The sequence below is a fragment of the Flammeovirga sp. SJP92 genome (genome assembly GCF_001583495.1).
Lineage (GTDB): Bacteria > Bacteroidota > Bacteroidia > Cytophagales > Flammeovirgaceae > Flammeovirga.
The window spans coordinates 50,060-74,702 of sequence record NZ_LQAQ01000100.1; the positions used below are offsets into that span (position 1 = coordinate 50,060).

18 protein-coding genes are annotated in these 24,643 nt (G+C 36.2%); 8 read left to right on the forward strand and 10 right to left on the reverse strand.

Annotation, left to right across the window (positions count from 1 at the left end; genetic code table 11):
* Nucleotide 1 precedes the first annotated feature (1 nt).
* From AVL50_RS26530 to gpmI, 4 genes are all read right to left on the reverse strand, one after another.
* Entirely contained in the window at nt 2-559 is a 558-nt protein-coding gene (locus AVL50_RS26530) for a chemotaxis protein CheW (protein ID WP_062620130.1), read from the reverse strand.
* A gap of 55 nt (nt 560-614) precedes the next feature.
* Complete coding sequence (locus AVL50_RS26535) at nt 615-6,887, reverse strand: PAS domain S-box protein (RefSeq protein ID WP_062620132.1); 6,273 nt, start codon at nt 6,885-6,887, stop codon at nt 615-617.
* Between the two features lie 188 nt (nt 6,888-7,075).
* Nucleotides 7,076-7,846: a ParA family protein gene (locus tag AVL50_RS26545; RefSeq protein WP_062620140.1), complete on the reverse strand. Its 771-nt coding sequence runs from the start codon at nt 7,844-7,846 to the stop codon at nt 7,076-7,078.
* Between the two features lie 203 nt (nt 7,847-8,049).
* On the reverse strand, nt 8,050-9,573 hold the full coding sequence (gene gpmI / locus AVL50_RS26550) for a 2,3-bisphosphoglycerate-independent phosphoglycerate mutase (protein WP_062620145.1): 1,524 nt from the start codon (nt 9,571-9,573) through the stop codon (nt 8,050-8,052).
* 286 nt (nt 9,574-9,859) lie between these two features.
* Between gpmI and AVL50_RS26555 the strand changes: the two genes are divergently transcribed.
* The 8 genes from AVL50_RS26555 to AVL50_RS26590 all read left to right on the forward strand — a co-directional run bounded on the left by AVL50_RS26555 (nt 9,860) and on the right by AVL50_RS26590 (nt 17,015).
* Nucleotides 9,860-10,321, forward strand: coding sequence for a hypothetical protein (locus tag AVL50_RS26555; protein ID WP_062620147.1), 462 nt, complete (start codon nt 9,860-9,862; stop codon nt 10,319-10,321).
* A gap of 101 nt (nt 10,322-10,422) precedes the next feature.
* Nucleotides 10,423-11,070 carry a hypothetical protein gene (locus tag AVL50_RS26560; protein WP_062620149.1) on the forward strand — a complete coding sequence of 216 codons (648 nt, stop codon included), beginning with the start codon at nt 10,423-10,425 and terminating at the stop codon, nt 11,068-11,070.
* A 162-nt stretch (nt 11,071-11,232) separates the two neighbouring features.
* Complete coding sequence (locus tag AVL50_RS26565; RefSeq protein WP_157491582.1) at nt 11,233-11,574, forward strand: hypothetical protein; 342 nt, start codon at nt 11,233-11,235, stop codon at nt 11,572-11,574.
* A gap of 106 nt (nt 11,575-11,680) precedes the next feature.
* The gene (locus AVL50_RS26570) at nt 11,681-12,898 is read left to right on the forward strand and encodes a pyridoxal phosphate-dependent aminotransferase (protein ID WP_062620153.1); all 1,218 of its coding nucleotides are present in this window, start codon (nt 11,681-11,683) and stop codon (nt 12,896-12,898) included.
* A gap of 82 nt (nt 12,899-12,980) precedes the next feature.
* On the forward strand, nt 12,981-13,964 hold the full coding sequence (locus AVL50_RS26575; protein ID WP_062620154.1) for a bifunctional heptose 7-phosphate kinase/heptose 1-phosphate adenyltransferase: 984 nt from the start codon (nt 12,981-12,983) through the stop codon (nt 13,962-13,964).
* 2 nt (nt 13,965-13,966) lie between these two features.
* Nucleotides 13,967-14,869 carry a cation diffusion facilitator family transporter gene (locus tag AVL50_RS26580; RefSeq protein WP_062620156.1) on the forward strand — a complete coding sequence of 301 codons (903 nt, stop codon included), beginning with the start codon at nt 13,967-13,969 and terminating at the stop codon, nt 14,867-14,869.
* Nucleotides 14,870-14,883: 14 nt separating this feature from the next.
* Nucleotides 14,884-16,380, forward strand: a complete 1,497-nt coding sequence (locus tag AVL50_RS26585) for a GH3 auxin-responsive promoter family protein (protein WP_062620158.1) — start codon at nt 14,884-14,886, stop codon at nt 16,378-16,380.
* Nucleotides 16,381-16,613: 233 nt separating this feature from the next.
* Complete coding sequence (locus tag AVL50_RS26590; RefSeq protein WP_044202301.1) at nt 16,614-17,015, forward strand: response regulator; 402 nt, start codon at nt 16,614-16,616, stop codon at nt 17,013-17,015.
* 121 nt (nt 17,016-17,136) lie between these two features.
* Here the strand turns inward: AVL50_RS26590 and AVL50_RS26595 are convergent, their stop codons facing one another.
* The 6 genes from AVL50_RS26595 to AVL50_RS26620 all read right to left on the reverse strand — a co-directional run bounded on the left by AVL50_RS26595 (nt 17,137) and on the right by AVL50_RS26620 (nt 24,614).
* Nucleotides 17,137-18,582 (reverse strand): SpoIIE family protein phosphatase, encoded by a 1,446-nt coding sequence (locus tag AVL50_RS26595; protein ID WP_062620160.1) that lies wholly within the window; start codon nt 18,580-18,582, stop codon nt 17,137-17,139.
* 278 nt (nt 18,583-18,860) lie between these two features.
* On the reverse strand, nt 18,861-19,661 hold the full coding sequence (locus tag AVL50_RS26600) for an SDR family oxidoreductase (RefSeq protein ID WP_062620162.1): 801 nt from the start codon (nt 19,659-19,661) through the stop codon (nt 18,861-18,863).
* A gap of 119 nt (nt 19,662-19,780) precedes the next feature.
* On the reverse strand, nt 19,781-21,211 hold the full coding sequence (locus AVL50_RS26605; RefSeq protein WP_062620163.1) for an MFS transporter: 1,431 nt from the start codon (nt 21,209-21,211) through the stop codon (nt 19,781-19,783).
* A 17-nt stretch (nt 21,212-21,228) separates the two neighbouring features.
* On the reverse strand, nt 21,229-22,773 hold the full coding sequence (locus AVL50_RS26610) for a glycoside hydrolase family 10 protein (RefSeq protein WP_062620165.1): 1,545 nt from the start codon (nt 22,771-22,773) through the stop codon (nt 21,229-21,231).
* A 47-nt stretch (nt 22,774-22,820) separates the two neighbouring features.
* Nucleotides 22,821-23,684 (reverse strand): BadF/BadG/BcrA/BcrD ATPase family protein, encoded by an 864-nt coding sequence (locus AVL50_RS26615; protein WP_082796021.1) that lies wholly within the window; start codon nt 23,682-23,684, stop codon nt 22,821-22,823.
* Between the two features lie 24 nt (nt 23,685-23,708).
* On the reverse strand, nt 23,709-24,614 hold the full coding sequence (locus AVL50_RS26620) for a hypothetical protein (RefSeq protein WP_062620169.1): 906 nt from the start codon (nt 24,612-24,614) through the stop codon (nt 23,709-23,711).
* Nucleotides 24,615-24,643: the final 29 nt, after the last annotated feature.

Sequence of the window (24,643 nt, forward strand, 5' to 3'; positions counted from 1 at the left end):
TTTAAATCTTAGATCCTAAAACAGTTTTTAGGTCGTCTTTTGTGATAATCTTAAAGATATCAATCAAGATGATCAGTCGATCTTCAATCTTGATAATACCATTAATATAATCTTGCTCTCCGTGCATTTCAGTAACAACAGCCGGAGTGTAATCTATATCAGCATCGGCAACAGATAAGGTATTAGGTACATCCTTTACCAGAATTGCCATATTGAATTCATGGCTTTCTACTACTAGAGTATAGCCACTTGTTTCGTTGATTGTATTATTGAGAGAAAACTTATCTTCCAGGTCAATAATAGCCAATATATTACCTCTGATATTGGCTACTCCACGCACATAAGAGGGCGTTAAAGGTATTTTTGTGATTCGGGGAGTGATAACCACTTCTTTGATTTGATCTATCCGAAGTCCATATTCTTCCTCTCCTAATCGAAATACAATAATATTACTTTTCTTTTCTTGCTCATCATCAATGGTCACTTTAGCCATATCTACAGCCTCAGCAATTCTTTCTTCTCTTGATGGAGATGCATTGCTTGGTTCTTCCACGTTCATAATAGTGAGGTCTTTTTATTGGGGAGGGGCACTGCAGTACAGCGCCCCGGTTTCATTATTTTAATTTAAACTTACCAACACCCTCCTTCAGTTGAGAGGCTACTTGGTTTAGTTCCTCGGATGTTTCACCCATTTCTTTTACTGATCCAGACATTTCGTCGGCAACACCAGCCACGTTTTTGGTTCCTGCCGCAGTATCTTCTGATACTACTACAATCTTCTCGATGTTTTGTACTACCGAATCAATTGAACCTTTTTGTGTATCCGTTGCTTCCAATACATCTTTAGAAAGTTTCAAGGTTTCCTCACTAGAGTCTAAAATGGTTTTAAATACCTCTGATACATCTTTTGTTGCATCATTACCTACTTTTACAGACTCCTCCATTTTGTCAATGGCTTTTGTGGCTAATCCAACGTCTTTTTGTACATCTTGGATTACTTTCTCAATACCACCTGCAGATTGCCTTGAATCTTCGGCCAGTTTACGAATCTCTTCGGCTACAACTGCGAAACCTCTACCTGCATCACCTGCTCTAGCGGCCTCAATAGCGGCGTTCAATGCGAGTAGGTTGGTTTGTGAGGCAATATCTGTAATCACTGTCAATGCTCTTGAAATTTCTTCTGATCGTTTAGCCAGAATTTCAATAGATTCTGAAGTAGATCCGGCAGAGTTTTCAATGGCGTTCATGTTTTCTACCAAGTGCTTGATGATCATCATACCATTCTGACAAGACTCCATACCAGATTCAGCAGATCGGTTAATGACGTGAGCTTTATTACCGGTATCTTCAGCAGCAGAGAGAATTTCATCTACTAGTTTCGATGATTCATCTGTTCTTGCTACCTGTTCCAACATACCTGATGATATTTCTTGAATGGCAGATACCACCATGTCAGTTGATTTATCCATGATGCCGAATTTTGACTTCATTTGATTCGAAGATCCTGCCACTGTATTGGACATTTGCTCAATTTCAAGCAATAGGTTTTGTAACCCATCCAGGGCTTCGTTCAGACCTTGGGCCATCTGCCCGATATCACCTTCTGCTTTCCCTGTAAATCTTTGAGACAAATCACCTTGAGCCATTGATTTAGTTAGTCCTTGGAACTCGAGAATTGGCTGTGATATAGAAATCAATAAGTTATTGAATGCATCTGCTAATTCTTTCCAAGCACCTTGAGCACTTTCAATTTCAAGACGTTCACTCAGCTTCCCTTGTTCTCCGGCAATTTGTACTACTCGGTTGATTTCTGTGATGAAGTTTTTCAGGTTATCTCTCAATGATCTGTTGTTTTCAATCATTCTACCAATATCTGAATCCAGATTGATATTACCGAGATCTATTCTAGCATCGAAATTACCTTTTGCTAACTCATCTAAGAAATCAGATAGGGCGTTATAAGCTGTTTTAAACTCTGTCACATCCGTAGCATATTTCACTACTTTGAAAATTTTTCCTTCAGCATCCTCAATCGGGTTGTAAGTAGCTTGTAACCATATCTCCTTGCCCGCTTTATTAATACGTTTGTATTCACCGCTGTCAAATACACCATTTCTCAGTTTCTCCCAGAAGTTCTTGTATTCAAAAGTGGTTACATACTCTGGATCCACAAAAATACTATGGTGTTTGCCTAATATCTCCTCTTTTCTATAACCAGTAGTGGTCAGGAAATTATCATTACAATCAGTAACATGGCCTTGAAGGTCAAATTCTACAGAAGATTGTGCTTTCAAGATCGCATTGATTTTACCTCGGTTTTCAGCGTTAGCTAAACGTCTTGCGGTTACATCCTCTGCAATTTGTACCACCTTATAGTAGTTTCCTTCGTGGTCTTGCACTGGGTTATAAGTGGCTTGTAGCCATATCTCATCTCCTGATTTATTCAACTGTTTGTAGACATCTCTATCAAACTCTCCATGACTCAGTTTATCCCAGAAGGTTTTATACTCTTGAGAGTGAGCATATTCTTTTGCAACTAATTTACTGTGGTGAGCTCCCACTAATTCTTCTTTGTTGTATTGTGTATTTTGACAGAAAATATCATTACAGTCAAGAATATTTCCAGAAAGGTCAAACTCTACACGCATGTAACTAGCATCAATCGCAGCAATTTTACCTCGGTTATCCGCGTTGGCAATTCTTCTTGCAGTAATGTCATTGAGGTAGGCGACGATCTTTACATAGTTGCCATCGTAATCTTGAATGGGGTTATAAGAACCTTCTAGCCAAATCTCTCTGCCGTCTTTAGTGATACGTTTGAAAGAATCTACAACATACTGTCCTTTCTGCAACTTGGCCCATAGTTCTTTATTTCTAAGAACTGTATCCTGATCAACTCCCACCAGCACATCGTGTGGATTATTGATCACTTCACCTTCGTTGTATCCCATTACTTCAAGCAATGTGTCATTCATTGCTGTAATTTCACCTTCCATAGAAAGTTCCATTACACCAGAAGATTTTGAAATCGCTTCATCCAAACCATCTTTCTCCACTTGTTGGTCCATTTGAGCGGTCACATCAAATCGAATACCGATATATTTGATAGGTTTACCACTTTGATCCAATACAGGGGCAATTGTAGCATCTACCCAATAATAACCGCCGTTTTTCTTTTGGTTACGGTATTTTACTTTGAAAATTTGTCCCGCTTGTATCGTTTCCCACAGTTCCTTAAATACAGCTTTTGGAGTAGAAGGGTGACGTACAATATTATGAGGTTGCCCTAACAGTTCTTGTTTTGTAAATCCAGAAAGCTCAGCAAATGTGTCATTTACAAAAGTAATATTACCATATAAATCTGTTTCCGACATCAGCGCAGCAGAGTTAAAGGCTGTTACTCTTGATTCAAGCTCGTTCTTTAAAGCTTCAGCTCTTCGTTGGTTTTCGATTTGTTCTGTAATGTCAGTAGCATATTTCACTACTTTCATTGCTTTATTGTTCAAATCAAAAATTGGATTGTAAGTCGCCTGCAACCAAATAATGCTTCCATCTTTCTTCACTCTTCTGTAGACACCTTCATCGTGAACACCTTGTCTTAACTTATCCCAGAAGCGTTCGTATTCTACTGAGTTAGAAACATTATCTTCAACTAATATTCTATGATGTTTACCCATCAACTCATTCTTCGAATAACCAGTGGTTTGCACAAATAAGTCATTACACTCGATCATGAGGCCATCCATATCAAATTCCACAACAGCTTGTACTTCACCAATTGCTTTGATTTTGGCTCTGTTTTCTGAGTTATTCAATCGACGTTGAGTAATGTCCTGTAGGTAGACAACGATTTTCACATAGTTGCCATCGTAATCTTGAATTGGGTTGTAAGAACCTTCTAACCATACATCACTTCCATCTTGTTTTTTCCTTTTGAAGGAATCCACGTAGAATTGGCCTTTTGATAATTTATTCCAAAGCTCTTTATTTTTAGTTATGGTATCTAGATCAGAAGTCAACAATACATCGTGATTTTTTCCTAAAAGGTCGCCTTCGTTGTATCCAAGTGCTTCAAGAATAGTATCATTGGCAGTCATGATTTCACCATTCATCGAAAGTTCAAGTACACCAGATGATTTAGAGATCGCAGCATCTACACCATCTTTCTCAACTTGCTGATCCATCTGAGCAGTGACATCAAATCGAATACCAATATATTTGACTGGCTTGCCTTCTTGATCCAATACAGGAGCAATAGTTGCCTCTACCCAATAATAACCACCATTTTTCTTCTGGTTACGATATTTTACCTTAAAGATTCTTCCAGATTGGATTGTTTCCCAAAGTTCTTTGAATACCGATTTTGGAGTAGAAGGGTGACGTACAATATTGTGAGGTTTTCCTAATAACTCCTCTTTAGTGTAGCCAGAAAGCTCAGCAAAAGCATCGTTGACGAAAGTAATATTACCATGTAAATCTGTCTCTGACATTAAAGCAGCAGAGTTGAAGGCATTTACTCTTGATTCAAGCTCGTTTTTTAAAGCTTCAGCTCTACGTTGTGTTTCAATCTGCTCCGTAATATCAGTAGCGTATTTTACAACCTTAAATACTTTCTCATTCAAATCAAAGATGGGGTTGTATGTCGCTTGAAGCCACATAATACTTCCATCTTTTCTCACTCTTCTATAGACGCCTTCATCATGAACACCTTGTTTCAGCTTATCCCAGAAACGTTCATATTCAATAGATTTGCTATAACTTTCTTCTACCAGTATCCTATGATGATTGCCCATCAATTCTGATTTTGAATACCCTGTAGTTTCCTCAAACAGGTCATTGCAGTCTTGCATTATTCCATTCAAGTCAAACTCAACAACAGCTTGAACATTTCCTAGTGCAGCAATTTTTGCTCTAGTTTCAGAGTTTCTCAAACGTCTTTCTGTAACATCTTCAGCAATCATCACTACCTTATATACTTCACCTTCCTGATTTCGGATAGGGTTAAATGTACCCTGCAACCAAACTTCCTTCCCTTCAGCGGTAATTTCTTTGTAGACATCTTTATCAAAGTTGCCATTTCTAAGTTTATCCCAGAAGTTTTTGTATTCTAGTGACTCACCATGAATTTTCTCTACAAGGTTGATATGGTCTAAACCGATCAATTCATCTTTACTGTAACCCATTCCTTCAGAGAATAAGTCATTGCATTCAATAATACGGCGGTTCAAATCAAACTCCACACGCATGTAGCTCGCATCTATCGCTGCAATTTTACCACGGTTGTCAGAGTTGGCGGTTCTACGAGCTGTTACATCTTCCGCTACTTTAATGATTTTATAAATGTTGCCATCATGATCCCTCACTGGGTTGTAAGTAGCTTGCAACCAAACTACTTTTCCATTGGCATCCTTTCGTTTGTAGACACTTTTATCTGATGCTCCACTTCTTAGCTTATCCCAGAAAGTTTGGTACTCCTGAGACCTGCCATAAACGTCATCTACAAAATTGATATGGTCAAAACCAATCAGTTCTTCTTTGGAGTAACCTACACCTTCAGCAAACAGGTCATTGCAGTCAATAATACAACGGTTAAGGTCAAATTCAACCCTCATGTAACTTGAGTCAATCGCAGCCACTTTACCTCTGTTATCAGCATTGGCCAAACGTCGTTCAGTTACATCTTGAAGGTGAGCAATTACTTTGGCTACATTCCCATCATAATCTTTTACGGTGTTGTATGTTCCTTCAAGCCATTTCACATTGCCGTTGGCATCAATTCTCTTAAAAGTATCTTTGACCGCTTTACCTGATTTTAATTTCTCTTTTCGATTGTTGTCTACTCTAATATGGTCGGATTCTTTAGGAACCAGCAGGTCATGACTTCTGCCAACTAATTCATCTTCTCTATACCCCAAGTAATCCAAGATCTTTTGGTTGACAATATTGATATTGCCCTCTAAATCCATCTCAAGAATACCATTGGAATTTGAAATCACTTCCTCTATCGCCTCTCTCTCTTTCTCATTGTCCATTTGATCCGTTACATTAAAACGAACTCCAATGTATTTGACAGGCTTTCCTTCTGCATCCAACACTGGTGCAATAGTGGCTTGTACCCAATAGTGACTCCCATCTCTGGCTTGATTTCTATAGGTGCCTTGGAAGATCTGCCCATTTTGAACTTTATCCCATAGCTCTTTAAATAATGACTTAGGATTGGCAGGGTGTCTTACAATACTGTGTGGTTTTCCTATTAATTCTTCAGGTGTATAACCTGACAGTTTAGCAAAAGTCTCGTTTGCAAAAGTAATGGTTCCATAAAGGTCAGTTTCTGAAACTAAAGCCGCCGTGTGAAAGATGTTAACAGTAGATTCTAATTCACTTTTTACATTTGAGAATTCTTGCTCTTTCATTGCAATGTCTGTAACATCTAAACCTAGTAATAGGTATTTGTAGAGCTTATTGTTCTCATTGTAGATCGGTGAAATAGTGATCTCCATCCAGGTTGATCCTCCTTCTTTTGTAAGGTTTTTCGTTGTGCCAGTATACGTTTCTCCCTTTTTTACAATGTTAAGAACACTTTCAGAAAAGTTCTTTGGGGTGTCTGGTGAAAGGATTTTTGATAAAGGCTGATTGAACAGCTCTTTGGGTTTGTATCCTAATAACTGTGCAAATCTGTCATTACATGAAAGGATAGTGCCATCTAATTCGGTCTCAGCAACCAGAATTGTTTTGTTTAAAGCTTTTGATTTTTCACGAAGTTGAAGGACTTCTTTCTTCAAGTCATCGCAATCTTCATTTTGAATCTTTTTGGGTCTTTCATTTCCAGCAGAAGAATCGTCACGGCTTAACAAACGATCCTTTTTGATGTTATCTCCTAGTGCCATAGTAGAGCTAATTTTTGATACGGGTAATTTTATGGGTTATAAAGAAAGTCTAGTGATCTCTCAACTTGGTTTTAGAAACTATAGATCAACTTCTACAATCAAATTACGACTTTTTCAAAACAATATTATGGTACAGTTTGTCCAGCTAGGAATATTTATATAGATACTTTAAAAATCCTATTTAAGTTTTAGTTTTTAGGTAGTATTGATATCAATTCTCTGGCTACGCGCATGTAAGCCATTGCTCCAACAGAAAGAGGTGAATATTCAAAAATAGATTGTCCAAATGAAGGAGCCTCTACTAATTTTACATCAATTCCAATGTAATTTTCAAAAACTCTTATCCCAAATGTTTCCTTAATATGAGTGTGGATTTCATGTGTGACGGTCCTTCTTGTATCAAACATGACAGGAAGAATTCCAAGTATAGTAAGCTTGTTATTCAACGATTCTTTGATCTGGAACACGGTTTCAAGGATTTGAGAGAGCCCTTGCATACTTAATACCTCCATTTGCAATGGCACAAATATATGATCAGAGGCGGTTAATGCATTAATACTTAATATAGAAAGAGCGGGAGCACAGTCAATTAATATAAAGTCGAATTTATCACGTACTTTATCAATTGCGTTTTTCAAAATAAACTCTCTTTGCTCTGCATTGATCATGTTTACTTCAGCATCTGCCAATGAAACATCAGAAGGTGCTATGTATACTTTTTCTTTTTTAAGTGCAATTTCTTTGAGATTAGCTTCTTCTGTAAGAACGTGAGTGACTGACTTCTTGTATTCATTTTGAATTCCGAAGTGAAAAGTCATGTTGCCTTGGGCGTCCATATCAATTAACAGCACCTTATAGCTTAGTTTTCCTAAAGCAACACCAAGGTTTGTGGTGGTGGTGGTTTTTCCTGTACCTCCTTTCTGATTTACAATAGCTATAACTTTTGCTTGACGCCCCATATACTAAAAAGTCTTACTTCCTTTGATTGATATTTTTTACCCGCTTAAGTGATTCAATTTTATATGAATTTTCTTTCTGATTGATGAAGTTCGAAAAAAATCTTAAATAATTAAAGTTCAAACTATTTTATTTTCAAAATAAAAAGGCTGTCCATCACTGAACAGCCTCTTTGTACTTTATTTATGAATTACTTAATTCTTAATTAGATTAAGCAATCACCTGTCATTTCTTCAGGTTGATCAACACCAACAATTTTCAATACTGTTGGAGCGATGTCACCTAACTTACCGTCTTTGATTTCACCGTCAAAATCAGGATCAACAAAGATACAAGGTACCAAGTTAGTTGTATGTGCTGTGTTTGGAGAACCGTCAGGGTTTCTCATAACATCTGAGTTACCGTGGTCAGCAATAACGATTGATGAATAACCGTTATCTAAACCAGCTTCAACTACAGCTTTAGCACATTGGTCAACAGCCTCACATGCTGCTACTGCCGCTTCGAATACACCTGTATGACCTACCATATCAGCGTTAGCGAAGTTCAAGCAAACAAAGTCAGCTTCACCTTTTTGTAATTCAGGAACAATTTTGTCTCTGATATCACCTGCACTCATTTCAGGTTTTAAATCGTAAGTAGCTACTTTTGGAGAAGGAGCTAATAAACGAGTTTCACCTTCGAATTCTTTCTCACGTCCACCAGAGAAGAAGAAAGTTACGTGAGGGTACTTTTCAGTTTCAGCAATTCTGATTTGCTTTTTACCCGCACCTTCTAATACTTCACCTAATGTTTGTGATAAATTATCTTTATGGAATAATACATCAACACCTTCGAATGTCTCATCGTACATTGTCATTGTAAGGTATTTGATGTCTAATTTCTTAGTTCCACCCTCTTCAATATCTCTTTGTGATAAAGCTTGAGAGATTTCACGACCACGGTCAGTACGGAAGTTGAAACAAAGCACTACATCACCTTCTTCAATTTTCGCTACAGGCTCGCCGTCCACTGTATTTACTAATGGCTTAACGAACTCATCCGTTACATCAGCATCATAAGAAGCTTGGATAGCGTCTTGGATGTTCGTTACTTTTTCACCTTCAGCGTTAACCATTACGTTGTAAGCTAAAGCAACTCTTTCCCAACGGTTATCTCTATCCATTGCATAGTAACGACCTACAACTGAAGCAATTTGACCAGTAGTTTTAGCCATATGCTCTTCTACGTCAGCAATAAAACCTTTACCTGACTTAGGGTCGCAGTCACGACCGTCAGTGAAAGCATGAACGAAAACTTGATCTTTATCAAAACCTGCAGCACTTGCTGCAGTTAATAATCCTTTTAAATGTCCAACGTGTGAGTGAACACCACCGTCAGAAACAAGACCCATGAAGTGAACTTTTTTGTTGTTCTCTTTCGCGTAAGCAAATGCATCTTGTAATTCTTTAATATCAGCAATAGAACCATCTTGAACAGCTTGGTTGATTCTTACCAACATTTGGTATACCACACGGCCAGCTCCAAGGTTCATATGACCTACTTCAGAGTTACCCATCTGACCTTCAGGAAGACCTACTGCCAAACCAGAAGCCTCTAATTTACTGTGCTTATATTTTTCATATAATGAATCTACGAAAGGTGTATTAGCTTGTGCAATAGCAGACACTTTAGGATCAGGACCAATTCCCCATCCGTCTAAGATCATTAAGATTGTTTTCTTGTTCATGATGATAATTTTATCGTCTTCTTTTTATAATAAAAATGAATGTGGCAAATATACAGTTTGTTAGCACTTTTATAAATGATATTCATCACAATGTAGGTGCAAGATTGGGGCTTTTTAAAGTGTCAAAAAAACCTTTAAGGTCTTCGAAAAGTTAATATGACAAACAAACATGTTACACTAGAATAAATAGAGAAGTTATTCTTGAAATAGTCCTATAAAGTTACAATGTTTTAGTGTATATTTCATGTATCAACTACACTTATACTTAAAAACCCTTATCACACTTATGAATAGCATACCCAAAGCGCTTATTATCGTATTTTCACTTCTATGTTTTTTTAGTTGTGAAAAAGCAGACATTGCAAACACTGCTTCAGCAGTAGAAGGAAATTACCTTGTGACCTCTATTAATGCAAAAACAGGTCAAGGCCAATCCACTTTGCAGACACTTTCTGACAATGATATTATTATATTGAAAAAGGTGGATGATCGTTTGGTTGATGTTCAGATTGCAATCCAATCTGTAGCTGTAAAATTAGGCTCTTCTCAAACAGATTTCCTCAAAACAACGTATCCAGAAGTGACTGTGGAGGGAAATAGAGAGAATGGATCTTTCAAGCTGTCCAAGATCACAAGTTATGACACTAACGCTTCATTGTCTGGTGCTATTAGCGATGACGGACGATTGACAATTTCTTACCGTATTTCTGGTACAGAGTTTTTTTCAATAGCAGCGGTAAGAAGATAAATTTTTGCATAATATTTGTCTAACATCTTTTAACGTTTGTCTTACTTAAACCTAACCTAATAGGTTTTGTGGATTTTTTATTTTTACATATAAAACTAAATATGAAAAAGCTTTTAATACTATTCGTCTTACCTTTAGCTTTATTGACTTCTTGTGGTTCTACTGATGATTTAGCTAATCAAATCATTGATGCTATTGTTTCTTTTGGTGAAGCCTCAGCTAAAATTGATGGTGTTTCTACTGAATTGAATAACTATGCAGGGTATAGAACTTCTGATAACATCACATCAATTTATTTTTCAGACATTAAGTTTGATCTTGCAAATACGGATTTAAAAGGTGAGGCAATCCTTTGCTTCTTACATTCTGATTTAGTGACAGAAGGTAGTAACGTCAATATTTCGATTTCGAATATTGTAGAAATTGGTTTAAATCCTAAAATGGCGGGTGTTGGTATCTTATATTTATCAAATGTTTCAGCAAAAGATCTTTATGATTTAGTATCAGAATACAATAACAGCCAAAGTATTACAAATGTAATCCAAATAGCTGGACAAAAAGATGTAGATGTAAAGCAAGCATCAGTTGCAAATATCTTAGAAGGATACATTAACTTCAGTTTCTCAAAAGTTTCAACGGATAAATTGTCAGGTACATTTAGCTTCAAGGCTTTCAACTCAGATAATGAATCTGTTGAAGTTACAGAAGGTACTTTCACTGATACTCCTAGAGATACAACAAATCTTTAATTAAGTACTAAGTCAAAAATAAATCATAGTTAATTTTGAATTTGTACTTAGATTGATATAAAATACAAAAGAGACGTTTAATGCACTTAAGCGTCTCTTTTTTTTGTGCTTAATTTTCAGTATATTATAGAGCGCCCGATTAACAATAAAACATCTCATGCTATGCTCTATGTACTCTTAGTTACCCTTCCTATTTTCTCCTTTTTTTTACCCCAAGAAAAAGAAAAAAACAACACGTCCAAAGTACTTTTTGAAGTCATTAATTATGATGCAAAACAACTTAATGGACTAGAACTTGAAATCTATGATCAAGAAAAATTAGTAGCTCGTATCAATACCCATAACATTACTTCTATATCCTTACCTAAGGAAGAATATGAGTTTATCCTGTATTATTGCAATGATGTATTTAAAGTAAAAAAAGAAGTAAGTGCCCAAAGCCATCATTTAGTGTTCGTAGTAGGAGAGAAAAATTGTAAAGAAAACTTACTATTCAGTAAATAATCACAAGTAATGGCATTTAATACCTGAAAAGAAAGGAAGTATTCATTCTAAACCTTAATTTCGCAGTCTACAATCTAGATTCGAGGATAAAAAATTAGTAATTAGAATGGAATCAAATACTGAAACAAAACTTACCTTATCAAACCGATTTGATAATATTACAGAGTCAGCTACTTTAGTGATGGCTGTAAAAGCAAGAGAACTTCAAGCTAAAGGTGTCAATGTGATCAAATTGAACCTTGGAGAGCCTGACTTTGCCACTCCACAATATATTCAAGACGCCGCTAAAGAGGCTATCGATGATGGTAAGTTCTTTTCATATCCTCCTGTACCAGGCTACCCTGAGTTAAGAACAGCAATCGCTGAAAAATTACAAACTGAAAACGGTTTGGATTATAAGATGGAAAATGTAGTTGTATCTGCGGGTGCAAAACACTCTATCGCTAATGTGATGCTCAGTATTCTTAATGAAGGTGATGAAGTGATTGTCTTCTCTCCTTATTGGGTGTCTTACACAGATCAGATTGTTTTGGCAGGAGGTAAGCCTGTTATTTTGAAAGGAGAGATTGAAAACGATTTTAAAGTTTCCGCTGATCAATTGAGAGCGGCGATTACTCCTAAAACAAAAGCGATATTATTCTCTTCACCTTGTAACCCTACAGGTACTGTATTCACAAAAGATGAGCTGAGAGAGATTGCAGATGAAGTAAAAAAACACGACGACCTTTACATAGTTTCAGATGAAATCTATGAATACATTAACTTTGGTGGCCCTCACGTGAGTATTGCTTCTTTTGATGACGTGAAAGATCGCACAGTAGTAGTGAATGGTTTCTCAAAGGGTTTTGCAATGACAGGGTGGAGAATTGGCTATATCGCTGCTCCAGTTCATGTAGCAAAAGCGTGTATCGTTATCCAAGGTCAAGTGACTTCGGGTATCAATACGATTACGCAACGTGCGGCTTTGGCGGCATTAAAAGGTGACCGTTCGGTAATTGAAGAAATGAGAGCAGCTTATTTGAGAAGAAGAGACTTACTAAAAGGATTGTTAGATGATATTGAAGGTATAAAAACAAACCTTCCTCAAGGAGCATTCTATATTTTCCCTGATTTCAGCTCTTACTTCGGTAAATCATTCAACGGCCAAGTGATCAAAGATTCATCAGATTTAGCATTATACTTCCTAAACGAAGCACATGTTTCTACAGTAGCAGGTGCAGCTTTTGGAGCACCAAATTGCATCCGTATTTCTTATGCGGCTTCTGATGAAGAACTGGTAGCAGCTTGTGAAAAATTAAAAGTTGCATTAGCAAATTTGAAATAATTGGAAGAGAATAAGAACATGTGAACAGCATGTTCTTACTCATTTTATATGAGTTATCTCTTTTTGTAAAATATTGATATAAATGGCACTAAGTATAAGAGAGGCCTTAGAGAAATTTAATGGCCTAAAAGCTTTAGTTATTGGAGATGTAATGATTGACTCTTACATATGGGGGGCTGTAGATCGTATTTCTCCAGAAGCTCCTGTACCAATCGTTAATGTCAAAGAAAGAGAATCAAGAATGGGAGGAGCGGCCAATGTGGCCAAAAACTTACATTACCTTGGTGCTCAACCTATTTTATGTGCTGTTATTGGCAAAGACAGTCAGGCAGATACTTTTTTAGAACTTTGTGATCAGTTAGGTATTCCAAAAGAAGGATTGATCCAAAGTGCTCAAAGAGTGACTACTGTAAAACACCGTGTGATAGCTAGTGCTCAACATGTGTTGAGAATTGATAATGAAGACAGTTCTCCAATCAATGCTGATGATACAGCTTTGTTGCTTGAAAGAATTGAAGAATTATCAGACCAAGCCGATGTAATTATTTTTGAAGATTATGACAAAGGTGTATTGACACCGGAGTTAATTCAGAAAGTCGTGGAAATTGCTCGTAAAAAAGGTATTCCAACAACAGTTGACCCTAAGAAGAGAAATTTCTTGTCGTATGAAGGTGTAACGCTTTTCAAACCCAATCTTAAAGAAATGAGAGAAGGTTTGAAATTTGATTTCGACGGAGATGTTATTGACGAAGTAAAAGCAGCGACTAAGCTTCTGAAAGATAAAATGGATAATGAACACACAATGGTCACTTTATCTGAACATGGTGTATTTATTTCTAATCATTCCGATGATGTGCATATTCCAGCTCATAAAAGAGAAATTGCAGATGTCTCTGGAGCAGGTGATACAGTGATCAGTATTGCGTCATTAGCTTTAGCAGTTGGTTTGCCTATGGATAAGGTAGCAGGATTAGCTAACTTAGGCGGTGGCTTGGTGTGTGAGCACGTAGGAGTAGTGCCAATTGATAAAGTGGCGTTGCTGGAAGAAGCGGAAAAGAAACTTTAAATATGATTTCAAAAGAAGAAAAAAAAGCTGCATTTAAGACGACTTGGCTGAGCATATTCGGGAATATCATCCTTACCATAACCAAAGGTACAGTAGGGATTCTTGGAAACTCACAGGCGATGATAGCCGATGCCATAGAATCTTGTGCAGATATTATTTCTTCTTTTGTTGTTTTAGCGGGTTTGAATTTCTCAACCAAGGCTCCTGATGATAATCATCCCTATGGTCATGGAAAATTTGAACCTATTGCAACCTTCATTACTGTAGGTTTTTTAGTTGCTTCAGCTTTGATTATTGCAGAGCAAAGTATAGAAAGAATCTTGTCGGGTGCTATTGAGACGCCTTCCTCTTATACATTAATTGTATTGGGAGTGATTATTTTGATTAAATATTTTCTGTATCGTTTTGTAAAATACAGAGGAAAAATTCTCAATAGCTCATCATTGGAGGCAGATGCTGGTCACCACAAAAGCGATGCATTGATTTCATTGTCGGCTTTTATCGGAATTGGAATCTCTATTTATGGTGGTGAAGGTTATGAAGCGGCAGATTCTTGGGCCGCACTCTTTGCAGTAGGAATTATCCTTTTCAACAGTTACTTGTTGTTTAGGCCTGCCTTTGGAGAAATAATGGACGAAAATCTATATGACGATCTTATTGATAAAGTAAAACAGGAAACCGTGAAAGTGGAGGGAGTAATTGACACAGAAAAGTGTTTTATTCGCAAAATGGGTTTTAAATTTTATGTAGATCTTCATATTATTGTTGACGGTGATATATCAGTGAGAGAAGGTCATGATATTGCACATAATGTCAAAGATTCATTGAAAGCTGATTTTAATGAAATTGCTGATATTCTTATTCATGTAGAACCAAGTCCACAACAAGACAAACAATATACTTAAGACTTCCTCTTATTATGGGTTTTAAATCTTTTTTAAGTAAGCCATTGGCCGCTTACATTGTAAAGCAACAAAATGAATGGGCCAATAATCCAAGCCGTTCTCAAGATAAAGTTTTTCAATCTTTGGTTCAAGGTGCGAAAAATACAGCCTTCGGGAGAGATCATAATTTTGGAGATATCAAAAATTATGAAGACTTCAAGAAGAATGTACCTATAGTAGATTATGAAGCCTTACGCCCTTATATAGATAGAATTATCAAAGGTGAGAGTGACGTGCTTTGGAAAGGAGCACCTGCTTATTTTGCAAAAACTTCAGGTACCACTTCCGGGGCCAAATATATTCCTCTGACAAAAGAATCAATTCCTAATCATATTAATTCGGCTAGAAATGCTATGCTGAATTACATTCATGAAACGGGCAATTCGAAGTTTTTAGATAAAAAATTAATTTTCCTTTCTGGCAGTCCTGTATTAGGAAAATCAGGAGAAATTCTTTCTGGTAGACTTTCAGGTATTGTCAATCACCACGTACCGGGGTATCTGAGAAGAAATCAAATGCCAAGTTATGAGACCAACTGTATTGAAGACTGGGAAATTAAGTTAGAGCGAATTATAGATGAAACAATCGCTCAGGATATGTCCTTGATCTCGGGTATTCCGCCATGGGTTCAGATGTATTTTGATCGTATTATTGAAAGAACAGGAAAGTCTATTCAAGAGGTTTTTCCTAATTTCGAGTTGTTTATTTACGGTGGTGTAAATTTTGAACCTTACCGTAAAAAGCTGTATGACTCTATTGGTAAGAATTTACCTTCTATTGAGTTATTTCCTGCATCAGAAGGTTTCTTTGCCTTTCAGGATTCTCAACATGAAGAAGGTATGTTGCTGCAATTGGATTCAGGTATTTTTTATGAATTTATTCCTTCAGAAGAATACTTTGATGAAAACCCGACACGTTTGAAAATTGATGAAGTAGAAGTAGGTAAAAACTATGCATTGATCATCAATTCTAATGCAGGACTTTGGGGCTATTCCATTGGAGATACCGTGAAATTTGTTTCTACCGATCCTTACAGAGTAATTGTATCAGGCAGAATCAAGCATTACATTTCTGCATTTGGAGAGCACGTTATTGGTGAGGAAGTGGAGAAAACAATGAAGTACGCTTTAGAACAACATCCTGAAGTGAAAATCACAGAGTTTTCAGTAGCTCCTCAAGTCAATCCTGCAGATGGATTGCCTTATCATGAATGGCTTATTTCCTTTGAAAATGCCCCTAATGATTTAGATGCTTTTGCACTGACACTGGATAATAAGCTCAGAGAACTGAACACTTATTATGATGACCTGATTACGGGTAGTATCACAAGGACAATCGTAATTACACCTCTTCAAAGAGATGCTTTCCAGCAATACATGAAATCAATTGGTAAACTAGGTGGTCAAAACAAGGTTCCTAGATTGGCAAATGACAGAAAAATTGCTGATAAGATCGTTGAATGGAAAAAATAAATGCAATCTCTCAATAAAAGCTAATATTTATTGGGAGATTTTTTTTATTTTCGATTTCAGAACGAATAAAAAAGTACAGTTTAAGAAATTCTTTAAATTATAAAAGAGCTAATAGTATTTAATTGAGAAATTGGTGCAATACTTATTATAATTTTTGTATTTTAAAGTAGAATTGAATCTTTAATATTAAACCAAGCTAGTTAAAAAATCAAACTACTATCAGGGGTCCAATTATGAGTAAAAAAATAAAAACTATATTACTTGTTGATGATAATGATACGGACAATTTTATCAACAATAGAATAATAGAGCTAACTGATTTCGCTGAGGAAATAGTCATTAAGAACTCTGGTAAAAAAGCGTTAGAGTTCCTTCAAGAACGTTTTGATTACAAAGGTAATTTGCCAAGCTTAATCCTTTTGGATATTAATATGCCAATTGTGGATGGGTTTGTATTTTTGTATGAGTTTGAGGCATTTCCTGAGGAATTAAGAAATCAATGTAAGATCGCCATTCTTTCAAGCTCAGATAACGAGTCAGATATAGAAAGAATTGTCAATAATGAATATGTTATTAAGTTTATAACAAAACCACTTACCGAAGAAGGATTATTAGAAGTGGGAGAATTGCTTTAAGTATAAACCTAAGATATTAAATCAAAAAAGGTACTTGTTTTAGAAAAAGCAAGTACCTTTTTATTTTGTATTCACCAATGTGACAAAACTCTTTTTAGTAGATTTATAATTGATATTTTGATTAATGATGAATTGCTACAAAAACAGTAATATCATCCCTTTGTTCAAAACCTTCAGTTTCATTATCCAGTAAAGTTTCCAGTTCATTTACACAATCTTTGGTGTATTTTAAATAGTATTTCTTCAAGACCTCTCTGAAGCGTAGAGATCCAATTTTACCATCAATACCATTTTGATCTACATATCCATCCGTATACAAACAGATAAGTGTATCTGGCTGTATTTGCATTTCCGTCACTTCAAAACCTTTGCTCTTTTTAATACGTCCGCCAATTGATCTGTTCGTGGATTTTAAAGGAACAATACCATTATTATCTACCAGTAAACCTTTACCTTTTGCACCAGCATATTGGAAACGATAATCGTGGTCTATATATGCCACAGAAATGTCCATTCCGTCATTATTTCCATCTATGTTGGACTGACGTAATTTTTCAAAGAAATAATGATCCAACTGTTCCAGTAATTCAGCAGGAGTATTAGGCAATTCTTCCAAACGGTCTAACGCTTCCAAACCTACCATAGATAACAAGGCACCAGGTACTCCGTGGCCTGTACAATCCCCAACCACTATAAGTGTTCTGTTATCAAATTTTCTTGCGAAATAGAAATCACCTGAAACGTGATCTTTAGGTCTGAATAAGATATTGACTTCTTTGAAAATCTTCTTCAATTCTTCCTGAGATGTCAGCAGTGCCATTTGTATGGTTTTCGCATAACGGATAGAATCAGTCACATTATTCAGTGATTTGGCTAATTCGAGATGGTTTTTCTCAATTTTATCCCTCTGTGATTCTATTTCCTCTTTTTGAGCATTAATCTCTTCATTGGTTTGAGAAAGCTCTTCCCCAAATTGAATTAATTCATCTGTATTTTGCTGTAACTTATTCTGGAAGATGGAAGTTTGGAGATCAATAGCTTTAACATCGTTACTGATATTCAAAAGAATTCCTAAATCGATTGTCCAGTTAAAGATCACTTGGTGTGCAGGAGATAAACTATCCATGATAGGACCGCCATTAATTAACTCTATGGCTAACAGACTACAAAGCAGTATGAAACTGAAGAGAAGAATGTATCTGCTTCTCTTTTTGCCTAGAAACCAATAGGAGGTGACAATGGTAGTGGCCATCCATGCAACCGCATGAGATTTCATTCCTCCAGTTGTCAATGCCAGAACATACAGCATGACATTAATATAGAATAAGTAGAATGTACAGAGTGCCTCCCAATTGACTTTTTCTTTTAGAAGAAAGATACCGATAATGGCCAATATCCCAAAGGATGAAATGATAGTGCCAGGAATAAAACTGATAAAGAAAAATCCAGCGAATGCAAAGAATGTAAAAAGTAAAAAACTATACTTCACTTTTCTCCAAAAGCTTTTCTCTTTGTCTAGCTCAATTTTATTGCCGTACAATAATTGAGTATGAGGGGTAGAATTCATCAAAAAAATATCTTAGTAAAGTAATCATGAAACCTTCTGCAGTAGATCACATCAATGAATAGAAGAAAAATGCATTAGGTTTGTTTGGTATATATAAGTGATAATAAATTATGTAGCAATAATATGACACTTTTGTAGCTATTACGCAGTGTTAAGTGATATTTTTTATTAATAAATGTTTATAAAAAGAAAGTTGAAAGGTGAGGGGTAATAACAAGCTTTTACATTGTTATATGTTCAACAAAAAAGGGTACCTTTTCAGCACCCTAATTAAGTTTTTATTTTAAGCCATAGGCTCCACGTATCATTTTCTCCGCTACTTTGTCTGGTAGGAAGCGTTTTGCGAATGCTAATAATCCGGCATTGCCACCAGAAACATAAATTGGTGATGGTGCCTTCTTTTGGATTACTTTCATGACAGTATCTGAAATTACTTTTGAAGATTCAGCTTCAGACATACTGCCTTTTACACTTTGACGAATATTGTCAGCATAAGGAAAGTATTCAGATCCTTCAGAGCAATTAAAATCAGGTACAATGTTGGATGCAATATGGTTGGGTTCTACCAAAGCTACTGTTACATTGAATTCTTTCATCTCACTTCTGAGTGATTGTGTAAAACCTGATACAGCAAATTTAGTGGATACATATGCAGAATAATATGGAGCAGCAAAACGCCCGTTGAGTGATCCAATATTGATAATAGTTCCTGCACGTCTTTCTCTCATTTGAGGTAAAATCTTTTGAGTTAAATCAATCAAACCAAAGAAATTTACTTCAAATAAGTACCTATATTTTTCCATACTGGTTTCTTCAACGGGACCAATCTGCGATTGACCTGCGTTGTTGATCAGTACATCAATTTTTTCATCTTTTATTTCTTCCCAGCATTGAACAATACTCTCAGGACTGGAAACGTCCAATGCTACATAACGAACTCCCTCTAATTTGTCTTTCGTTCTGTCTGGATTACGAGAAGTGCCAATGACATTATATCCATTTTCTACTGCCGCTTGTGCAATAGATTTACCTATACCTGAAGATGCTCCAGTAATGAATAAGGTCTGCTGATTTTTCATAGTTTATTTATTTTTCACAAAGTTAAAAAGATATGTGAATCAACAGTGAAATAAAAAAAGGTTATCCATCTCAACTTTTCTTAATGTAAACAACTAGAGAGCTGAACAAAACCTGTTCATTATTTTTGATTCATTCCAAATGTAGGGTCAATCTTCAGTTTCAGGCTCCATAGGAAAGCAGGAACTCCAGAACAGACAACAAACAAGAAGAAAGTACTATACCCTAAGTGCTCTTGAATGTACCCCGAAACCATTCCTGGCAACATCATTCCTAACGCCATAAAACCTGTACAGACTGCATAATGTGCAGTTTCATTTTTACCTTTTGAAATATAAAGCATATACATCATTAAGGCGGTGAAACCAAAACCATAAAAGAACTGCTCAATAGCAATTACAAAAGAAATGGCTATGGTATTTTTTAATTCAAAAAAGGCCAACGCCCAATATCCTAAATTGGGTAAATTGAGACAGACTAACATTGGAATCAGCCAAAACTTCAATCCTTTTTTATAAATGGCAACTCCGCCAAGTATTCCTCCAGCCACAAGACAGATAAAACCAATGGTGCCGTACATAAAACCTAAGTCTTCATTGCTCAATCCCATTCCTCCATTCTCGATACTGTCTATTAGAAATGGAGTTGCAATTTTGACTAACTGTGCTTCACCGAGTCGGTATAACAGAATAAATACAATGGCGATATAGATGTCTTCTTTTTTGAAGAAAGTAATAATGGGTGAGTTTAAGATTTTAGAGTCTTTCTTAGCTTTCTTTTTTAAATCAAAGTAAACATAAATAATCACTAAACCTCCAATGACTAGATATGGAATGGTAGACTCAATCTCCAAGAATTTATTGGTTAGCCATCCTCCAAGACCAATAATACAAAGTTGGCTTGCTATAATGGCTACTTCCTTTAATCCTTTGTCTTGTTCTTTTTGTGGTTTTAACGCCTCCTTATTGGGTAAAATAAATTTATGTATAAAAGCAAATAAGACGGTTACAACTCCTAAACCAAGAAAACAATAACTCCAAATGCTAGTATAGTTTTGATCATATTTATATAAAACGCCTGTAAGTGTAACAATCAGTCCTTGACCAACCCACATGCCTATTTTATAAAAAGTACTTCTTATTCCAATAAAAAAAGCTTGTTGGTCATCCCTTAAACCTATCATATAAAAACCATCTGACGCTATATCATTGGTGGCTGATGCAAAGGCTATAATCCAAAAAACAGCAAGAGAATATTGGAAGAAATTTTCCATGGGCAGTGTAAAAGCAACGCCTGCAAAACCACCTCCAATGATAATCTGCATCATGGAAATCCACCATTTTTTAGTGCGTAATACATCCACAATAGGACTCCATAGCGGTTTTATCACCCAAGGCAAGTAGAGCCACGACGTATAAAGAGCAATCTCTGCATTGCTGATCTTTAAGTTTTTATACATGGTTAATGCTACCACATTAACCATAATATAAGGTAAGCCCTCTATTATATATAGACTTGGTAACCACTGCCATGGATTTCTTTCCTTTTGCATCTGTAGAGTAGTTTATATTAGTGAAGTACTTTGACTTTTTTAGATAAAAAGCCACCTGCCTTAAGCATAATCGCATTGCTTATACCGCTTTCATTATAATTGCCATCCAATGCTGTAACAATGTAAGTATATTTTTTTCCTTTTTGAAGGTCGCGGTCCACATAAACCTGCGTTTTATAAGGTTCTTTCTTTACGATAGCATGAATATACTTACCATCTAAATGCCCAAATCCACCCTCCTCATAGCGGTAGATTACATATTTTTTGATGTCAGATCCTCTTTCTCTGTCTTCCCATTGCAACGTAACCCCACGGTCAACGTGCCCGTCACTCCCCGTAATTCTTACTTTTGAAGGAGCTTCCAGTTCTTTAGTTGTCACAGAAGGAGGAAGGACATAGTTTTTATAATTGACCTTGATGGAAGTCGTAACATTCATGGGGTCTTCAAACAGGTACTTCGCACTGAAGAAAGCATTTCCTTTTACTTTGTCATATTTTCTATTGATGTACATTTGTTCCGAAATCTCCTTAGGATCTTCCCACTTAGTGCCTACTTTATATAGCGCTTGACCGATGTATAAATTGGTATTGTAGCAGTTATTGTTCCACCACATCACCACTTCTTCATAAGGAGCAGCACCTAATTTTCTATGCCAGTATACTTGAGGAATCACATAATCAATCCATCCTCTTTTCATCCATTTTACAATATCAGCGTGCAGGTCATCATAATTTGTGATACCGGCTCTTGTATTGGAACCTTTCGGATCTACATTATTATTTCTCCATACACCAAAAGGACTGATGCCAAATTGAACATCAGGTCGTTCTGCTTTCAGTTGCATAGATAAGCTTTGTACAAAGTAATCTACATTATCTCTTCGCCAAGCGTCTTTGTCTTGGAACTGACTTCCATATTTTTGAAATGATTCTTCATCAGGAAATTCTTCACCTTGGATTTTGTAAGGGTAGAAATAATCATCAAAGTGCACACCATCTAAATTATAATGTCTTGCTACTTCCATAATAGCTTCTAATACAAATTTCCGCCCTTCAGGATGTCCTGGGTCGAAGTAGTATTTATTACCATATTTTACAAACCATTCTCTATGATGGAAAAAAGGGTGTCCGGGAGCTAAAGCTGTCGTATCGGCATTCATTGTCACTCTATAAGGATTGAACCAGCCGTGAAAATCCAAATTTCTTTTGTGCGCTTCCTCAATCATAAATTGAAGCGGATTGAAATAAGGGGAAGGTGCTTTGCCTTGCTTTCCGGTAAGGTATTTACTCCAAGGTTCGTATGATGATGGGTAAAAAGTATCAGAAACGGGTCTTACTTGAACAATAACAGTGTTGAAACCAAGTTCTTGAATTTTGTCAAGATAACGGACGTAGTCTTCTCTTTGTTCTTCCGTAGTCGTAAGGTTAGGGGCAGGGAAATCAATGTTGTTCACCGTGGCAATCCATACACCACGAAACTCTCTATTACTTTGGCCTAAAAGATTAGAACAAGTACATAAAAGAGTAATAAAAAAAAGTTGAAGTTGTAAAAAATGCTTCATGTCTGTTGGTAAAATCAATTAAGCCATGAAGATACAGCATTTAACTACTACGACAAATGATATTGAATTAATCCTTCTGTAGGCGATTGAATAATTTCTGGGGCTTCTAATTCACAACTTTCAAAAGCTTGTAGAAGTAAAGGAGAGAAATGATGAGCAATAGAGCCAGTGATTTTTACTTGGGTTGTATTCTTGTTGAAAAAAGGGAGGATGTAATATTGAATAAATTGATGAAACTGTTCTAAAATTAATGCTTTTAGTCGTTCATCATATTGATGATGCTCAATAATAAAAGGAGCAAAAGAAGCGCAGAAGGTATTAGGGTTTTTCTTTTTATAAAGTGCTTCTAATATGTCTTCAGTAGTCAGATTAAAAGTATCTATGAAGTGACTGATCGTTTCCATAGACAGCTGAGTAGTCAAGAGTTTTTGGAGGAAAGCGAGGCCTAAAGTGGCACCACTACCAAAATCACTCAACATATATCCCAATGAAATCGGCTTTTCAATAATTTGTTCTTGTCTATACAGGCAGGAGTTGGCACCTGTACCTAGAATTGCAGCAACACCAGACTGTTTACCCAGCAAACCCCTAGCGGCTCCCATTAAATCTGTATCAATAGTAATATCAGTGGCAGGCAATACAATAGACAATGCATTTTTGACTTTCAATTGTCTTTCCTCAGTACTGCATCCAGCACCATAGAAAAACACCTTCTCTATTTCATTGATTTCAATAGTTTCCTGTAAAGCATTCAGATCTTGTTGAAATGCTTTGCTCAGCTCTTCTTTATCCCAGAAAAGAGGATTGTACCCTGCTGATTTGAAGGTGGAGACTACTTTTTTTTCTGAAACATTCAGTAAAGTCCAGTCTGTTTTAGTTGATCCGCTGTCTGCTATTAATTGAAAAATAATGGAATGATTTAAGTTGAAAAAAGTTTAATCTTTATCCTGAGACTTTTGGAAAACCATCAAGTCTGTGCCATTTCTTTGAAGTGCAAAAACAACGAAGATGATCAGTGCAATGACAAGTACAATGCTTGTAGCGGCCATAATCTTATAAATATCAGTATTGGCCTGTGTTTCCAATTGTTTTTCTTTCAGCTGAATTTGTTGCTGTTGCAATTCCTTTTGCTGTGCTAGCTGAAGCTGAAGGTCTTTATCATTTGCATTAAGTACAGCAGAGTTAAGTTCACCTCTTGTTTGAGCAAGTTCTTGCATTAGACTATTTGAAAGTTCTTTTTGTTTTCTCAACGCTTCCTGTGCTGCAATTTCAGATTGCTCCGCTAATTTCTGTTCTTTTAAAGACTGTACATGTTTAGATTGAGCTTTCTCCAGCGACTCTTGCGTTTCAGCAAGTTGTTGCTGTGTACTTTTCAGCAATTCATTATGTTCTTTGGCACGTTGACTCATATCCTGAATCACGCGGTTATTTTCATCAATATTTCTTTGAAGACGGAATTTATCATCCTTCAGTTCAGAGATTCTCATTTCCAGTGATCGGATAGACCCTTGTTTCATGTCCAGCTTCTGATCATTGGTATTGAGTTCCGCTTCTCTTTCATTCAATCGTTTTTCTAATCGGAGAATATCATCTTTCAGATCAAGGATGCGGTCATTCTGATGTTTTATCTTAGAAAGGTAAGCACCACTTTCAGCTTCAATTTGAGCATTTTTCTTTTCCAACTCATTGATTCGCATTCTTTGATGTTTAGAACCGTCGGCACCAGAAAAAGCGGCATATACACCAAGTACCCCACAGACTAGTAGTCCTATGACTCCCACTCTTACCCAACTTTTTTGTTGAACGAGTTCTTCTTTGAAACCATTTGTATTATTTCTCATTGACTGTTTCGCGAACAATAAATATTAAT

Excerpts from the sequence above, each read along its gene's own strand:
- AVL50_RS26560 (WP_062620149.1), top strand. The coding sequence starts at position 10,423 with ATGAAAAAGCTTTTAATACTATTCGTCTTACCTTTAGCTTTATTGACT.
- AVL50_RS26585 (WP_062620158.1), top strand. The coding sequence starts at position 14,884 with ATGGGTTTTAAATCTTTTTTAAGTAAGCCATTGGCCGCTTACATTGTA.
- gpmI (WP_062620145.1), bottom strand. The coding sequence starts at position 9,573 with ATGAACAAGAAAACAATCTTAATGATCTTAGACGGATGGGGAATTGGT.
- AVL50_RS26545 (WP_062620140.1), bottom strand. The coding sequence starts at position 7,846 with ATGGGGCGTCAAGCAAAAGTTATAGCTATTGTAAATCAGAAAGGAGGT.
- AVL50_RS26605 (WP_062620163.1), bottom strand. The coding sequence starts at position 21,211 with ATGCAAAAGGAAAGAAATCCATGGCAGTGGTTACCAAGTCTATATATA.
- AVL50_RS26565 (WP_157491582.1), top strand. The coding sequence starts at position 11,233 with ATGCTCTATGTACTCTTAGTTACCCTTCCTATTTTCTCCTTTTTTTTA.
- AVL50_RS26570 (WP_062620153.1), top strand. The coding sequence starts at position 11,681 with ATGGAATCAAATACTGAAACAAAACTTACCTTATCAAACCGATTTGAT.
- AVL50_RS26580 (WP_062620156.1), top strand. The coding sequence starts at position 13,967 with ATGATTTCAAAAGAAGAAAAAAAAGCTGCATTTAAGACGACTTGGCTG.
- AVL50_RS26590 (WP_044202301.1), top strand. The coding sequence starts at position 16,614 with ATGAGTAAAAAAATAAAAACTATATTACTTGTTGATGATAATGATACG.
- AVL50_RS26535 (WP_062620132.1), bottom strand. The coding sequence starts at position 6,887 with ATGGCACTAGGAGATAACATCAAAAAGGATCGTTTGTTAAGCCGTGAC.
- AVL50_RS26555 (WP_062620147.1), top strand. The coding sequence starts at position 9,860 with ATGAATAGCATACCCAAAGCGCTTATTATCGTATTTTCACTTCTATGT.
- AVL50_RS26595 (WP_062620160.1), bottom strand. The coding sequence starts at position 18,582 with ATGAATTCTACCCCTCATACTCAATTATTGTACGGCAATAAAATTGAG.
- AVL50_RS26575 (WP_062620154.1), top strand. The coding sequence starts at position 12,981 with ATGGCACTAAGTATAAGAGAGGCCTTAGAGAAATTTAATGGCCTAAAA.
- AVL50_RS26600 (WP_062620162.1), bottom strand. The coding sequence starts at position 19,661 with ATGAAAAATCAGCAGACCTTATTCATTACTGGAGCATCTTCAGGTATA.
- AVL50_RS26610 (WP_062620165.1), bottom strand. The coding sequence starts at position 22,773 with ATGAAGCATTTTTTACAACTTCAACTTTTTTTTATTACTCTTTTATGT.
- AVL50_RS26530 (WP_062620130.1), bottom strand. The coding sequence starts at position 559 with ATGAACGTGGAAGAACCAAGCAATGCATCTCCATCAAGAGAAGAAAGA.
- AVL50_RS26620 (WP_062620169.1), bottom strand. The coding sequence starts at position 24,614 with ATGAGAAATAATACAAATGGTTTCAAAGAAGAACTCGTTCAACAAAAA.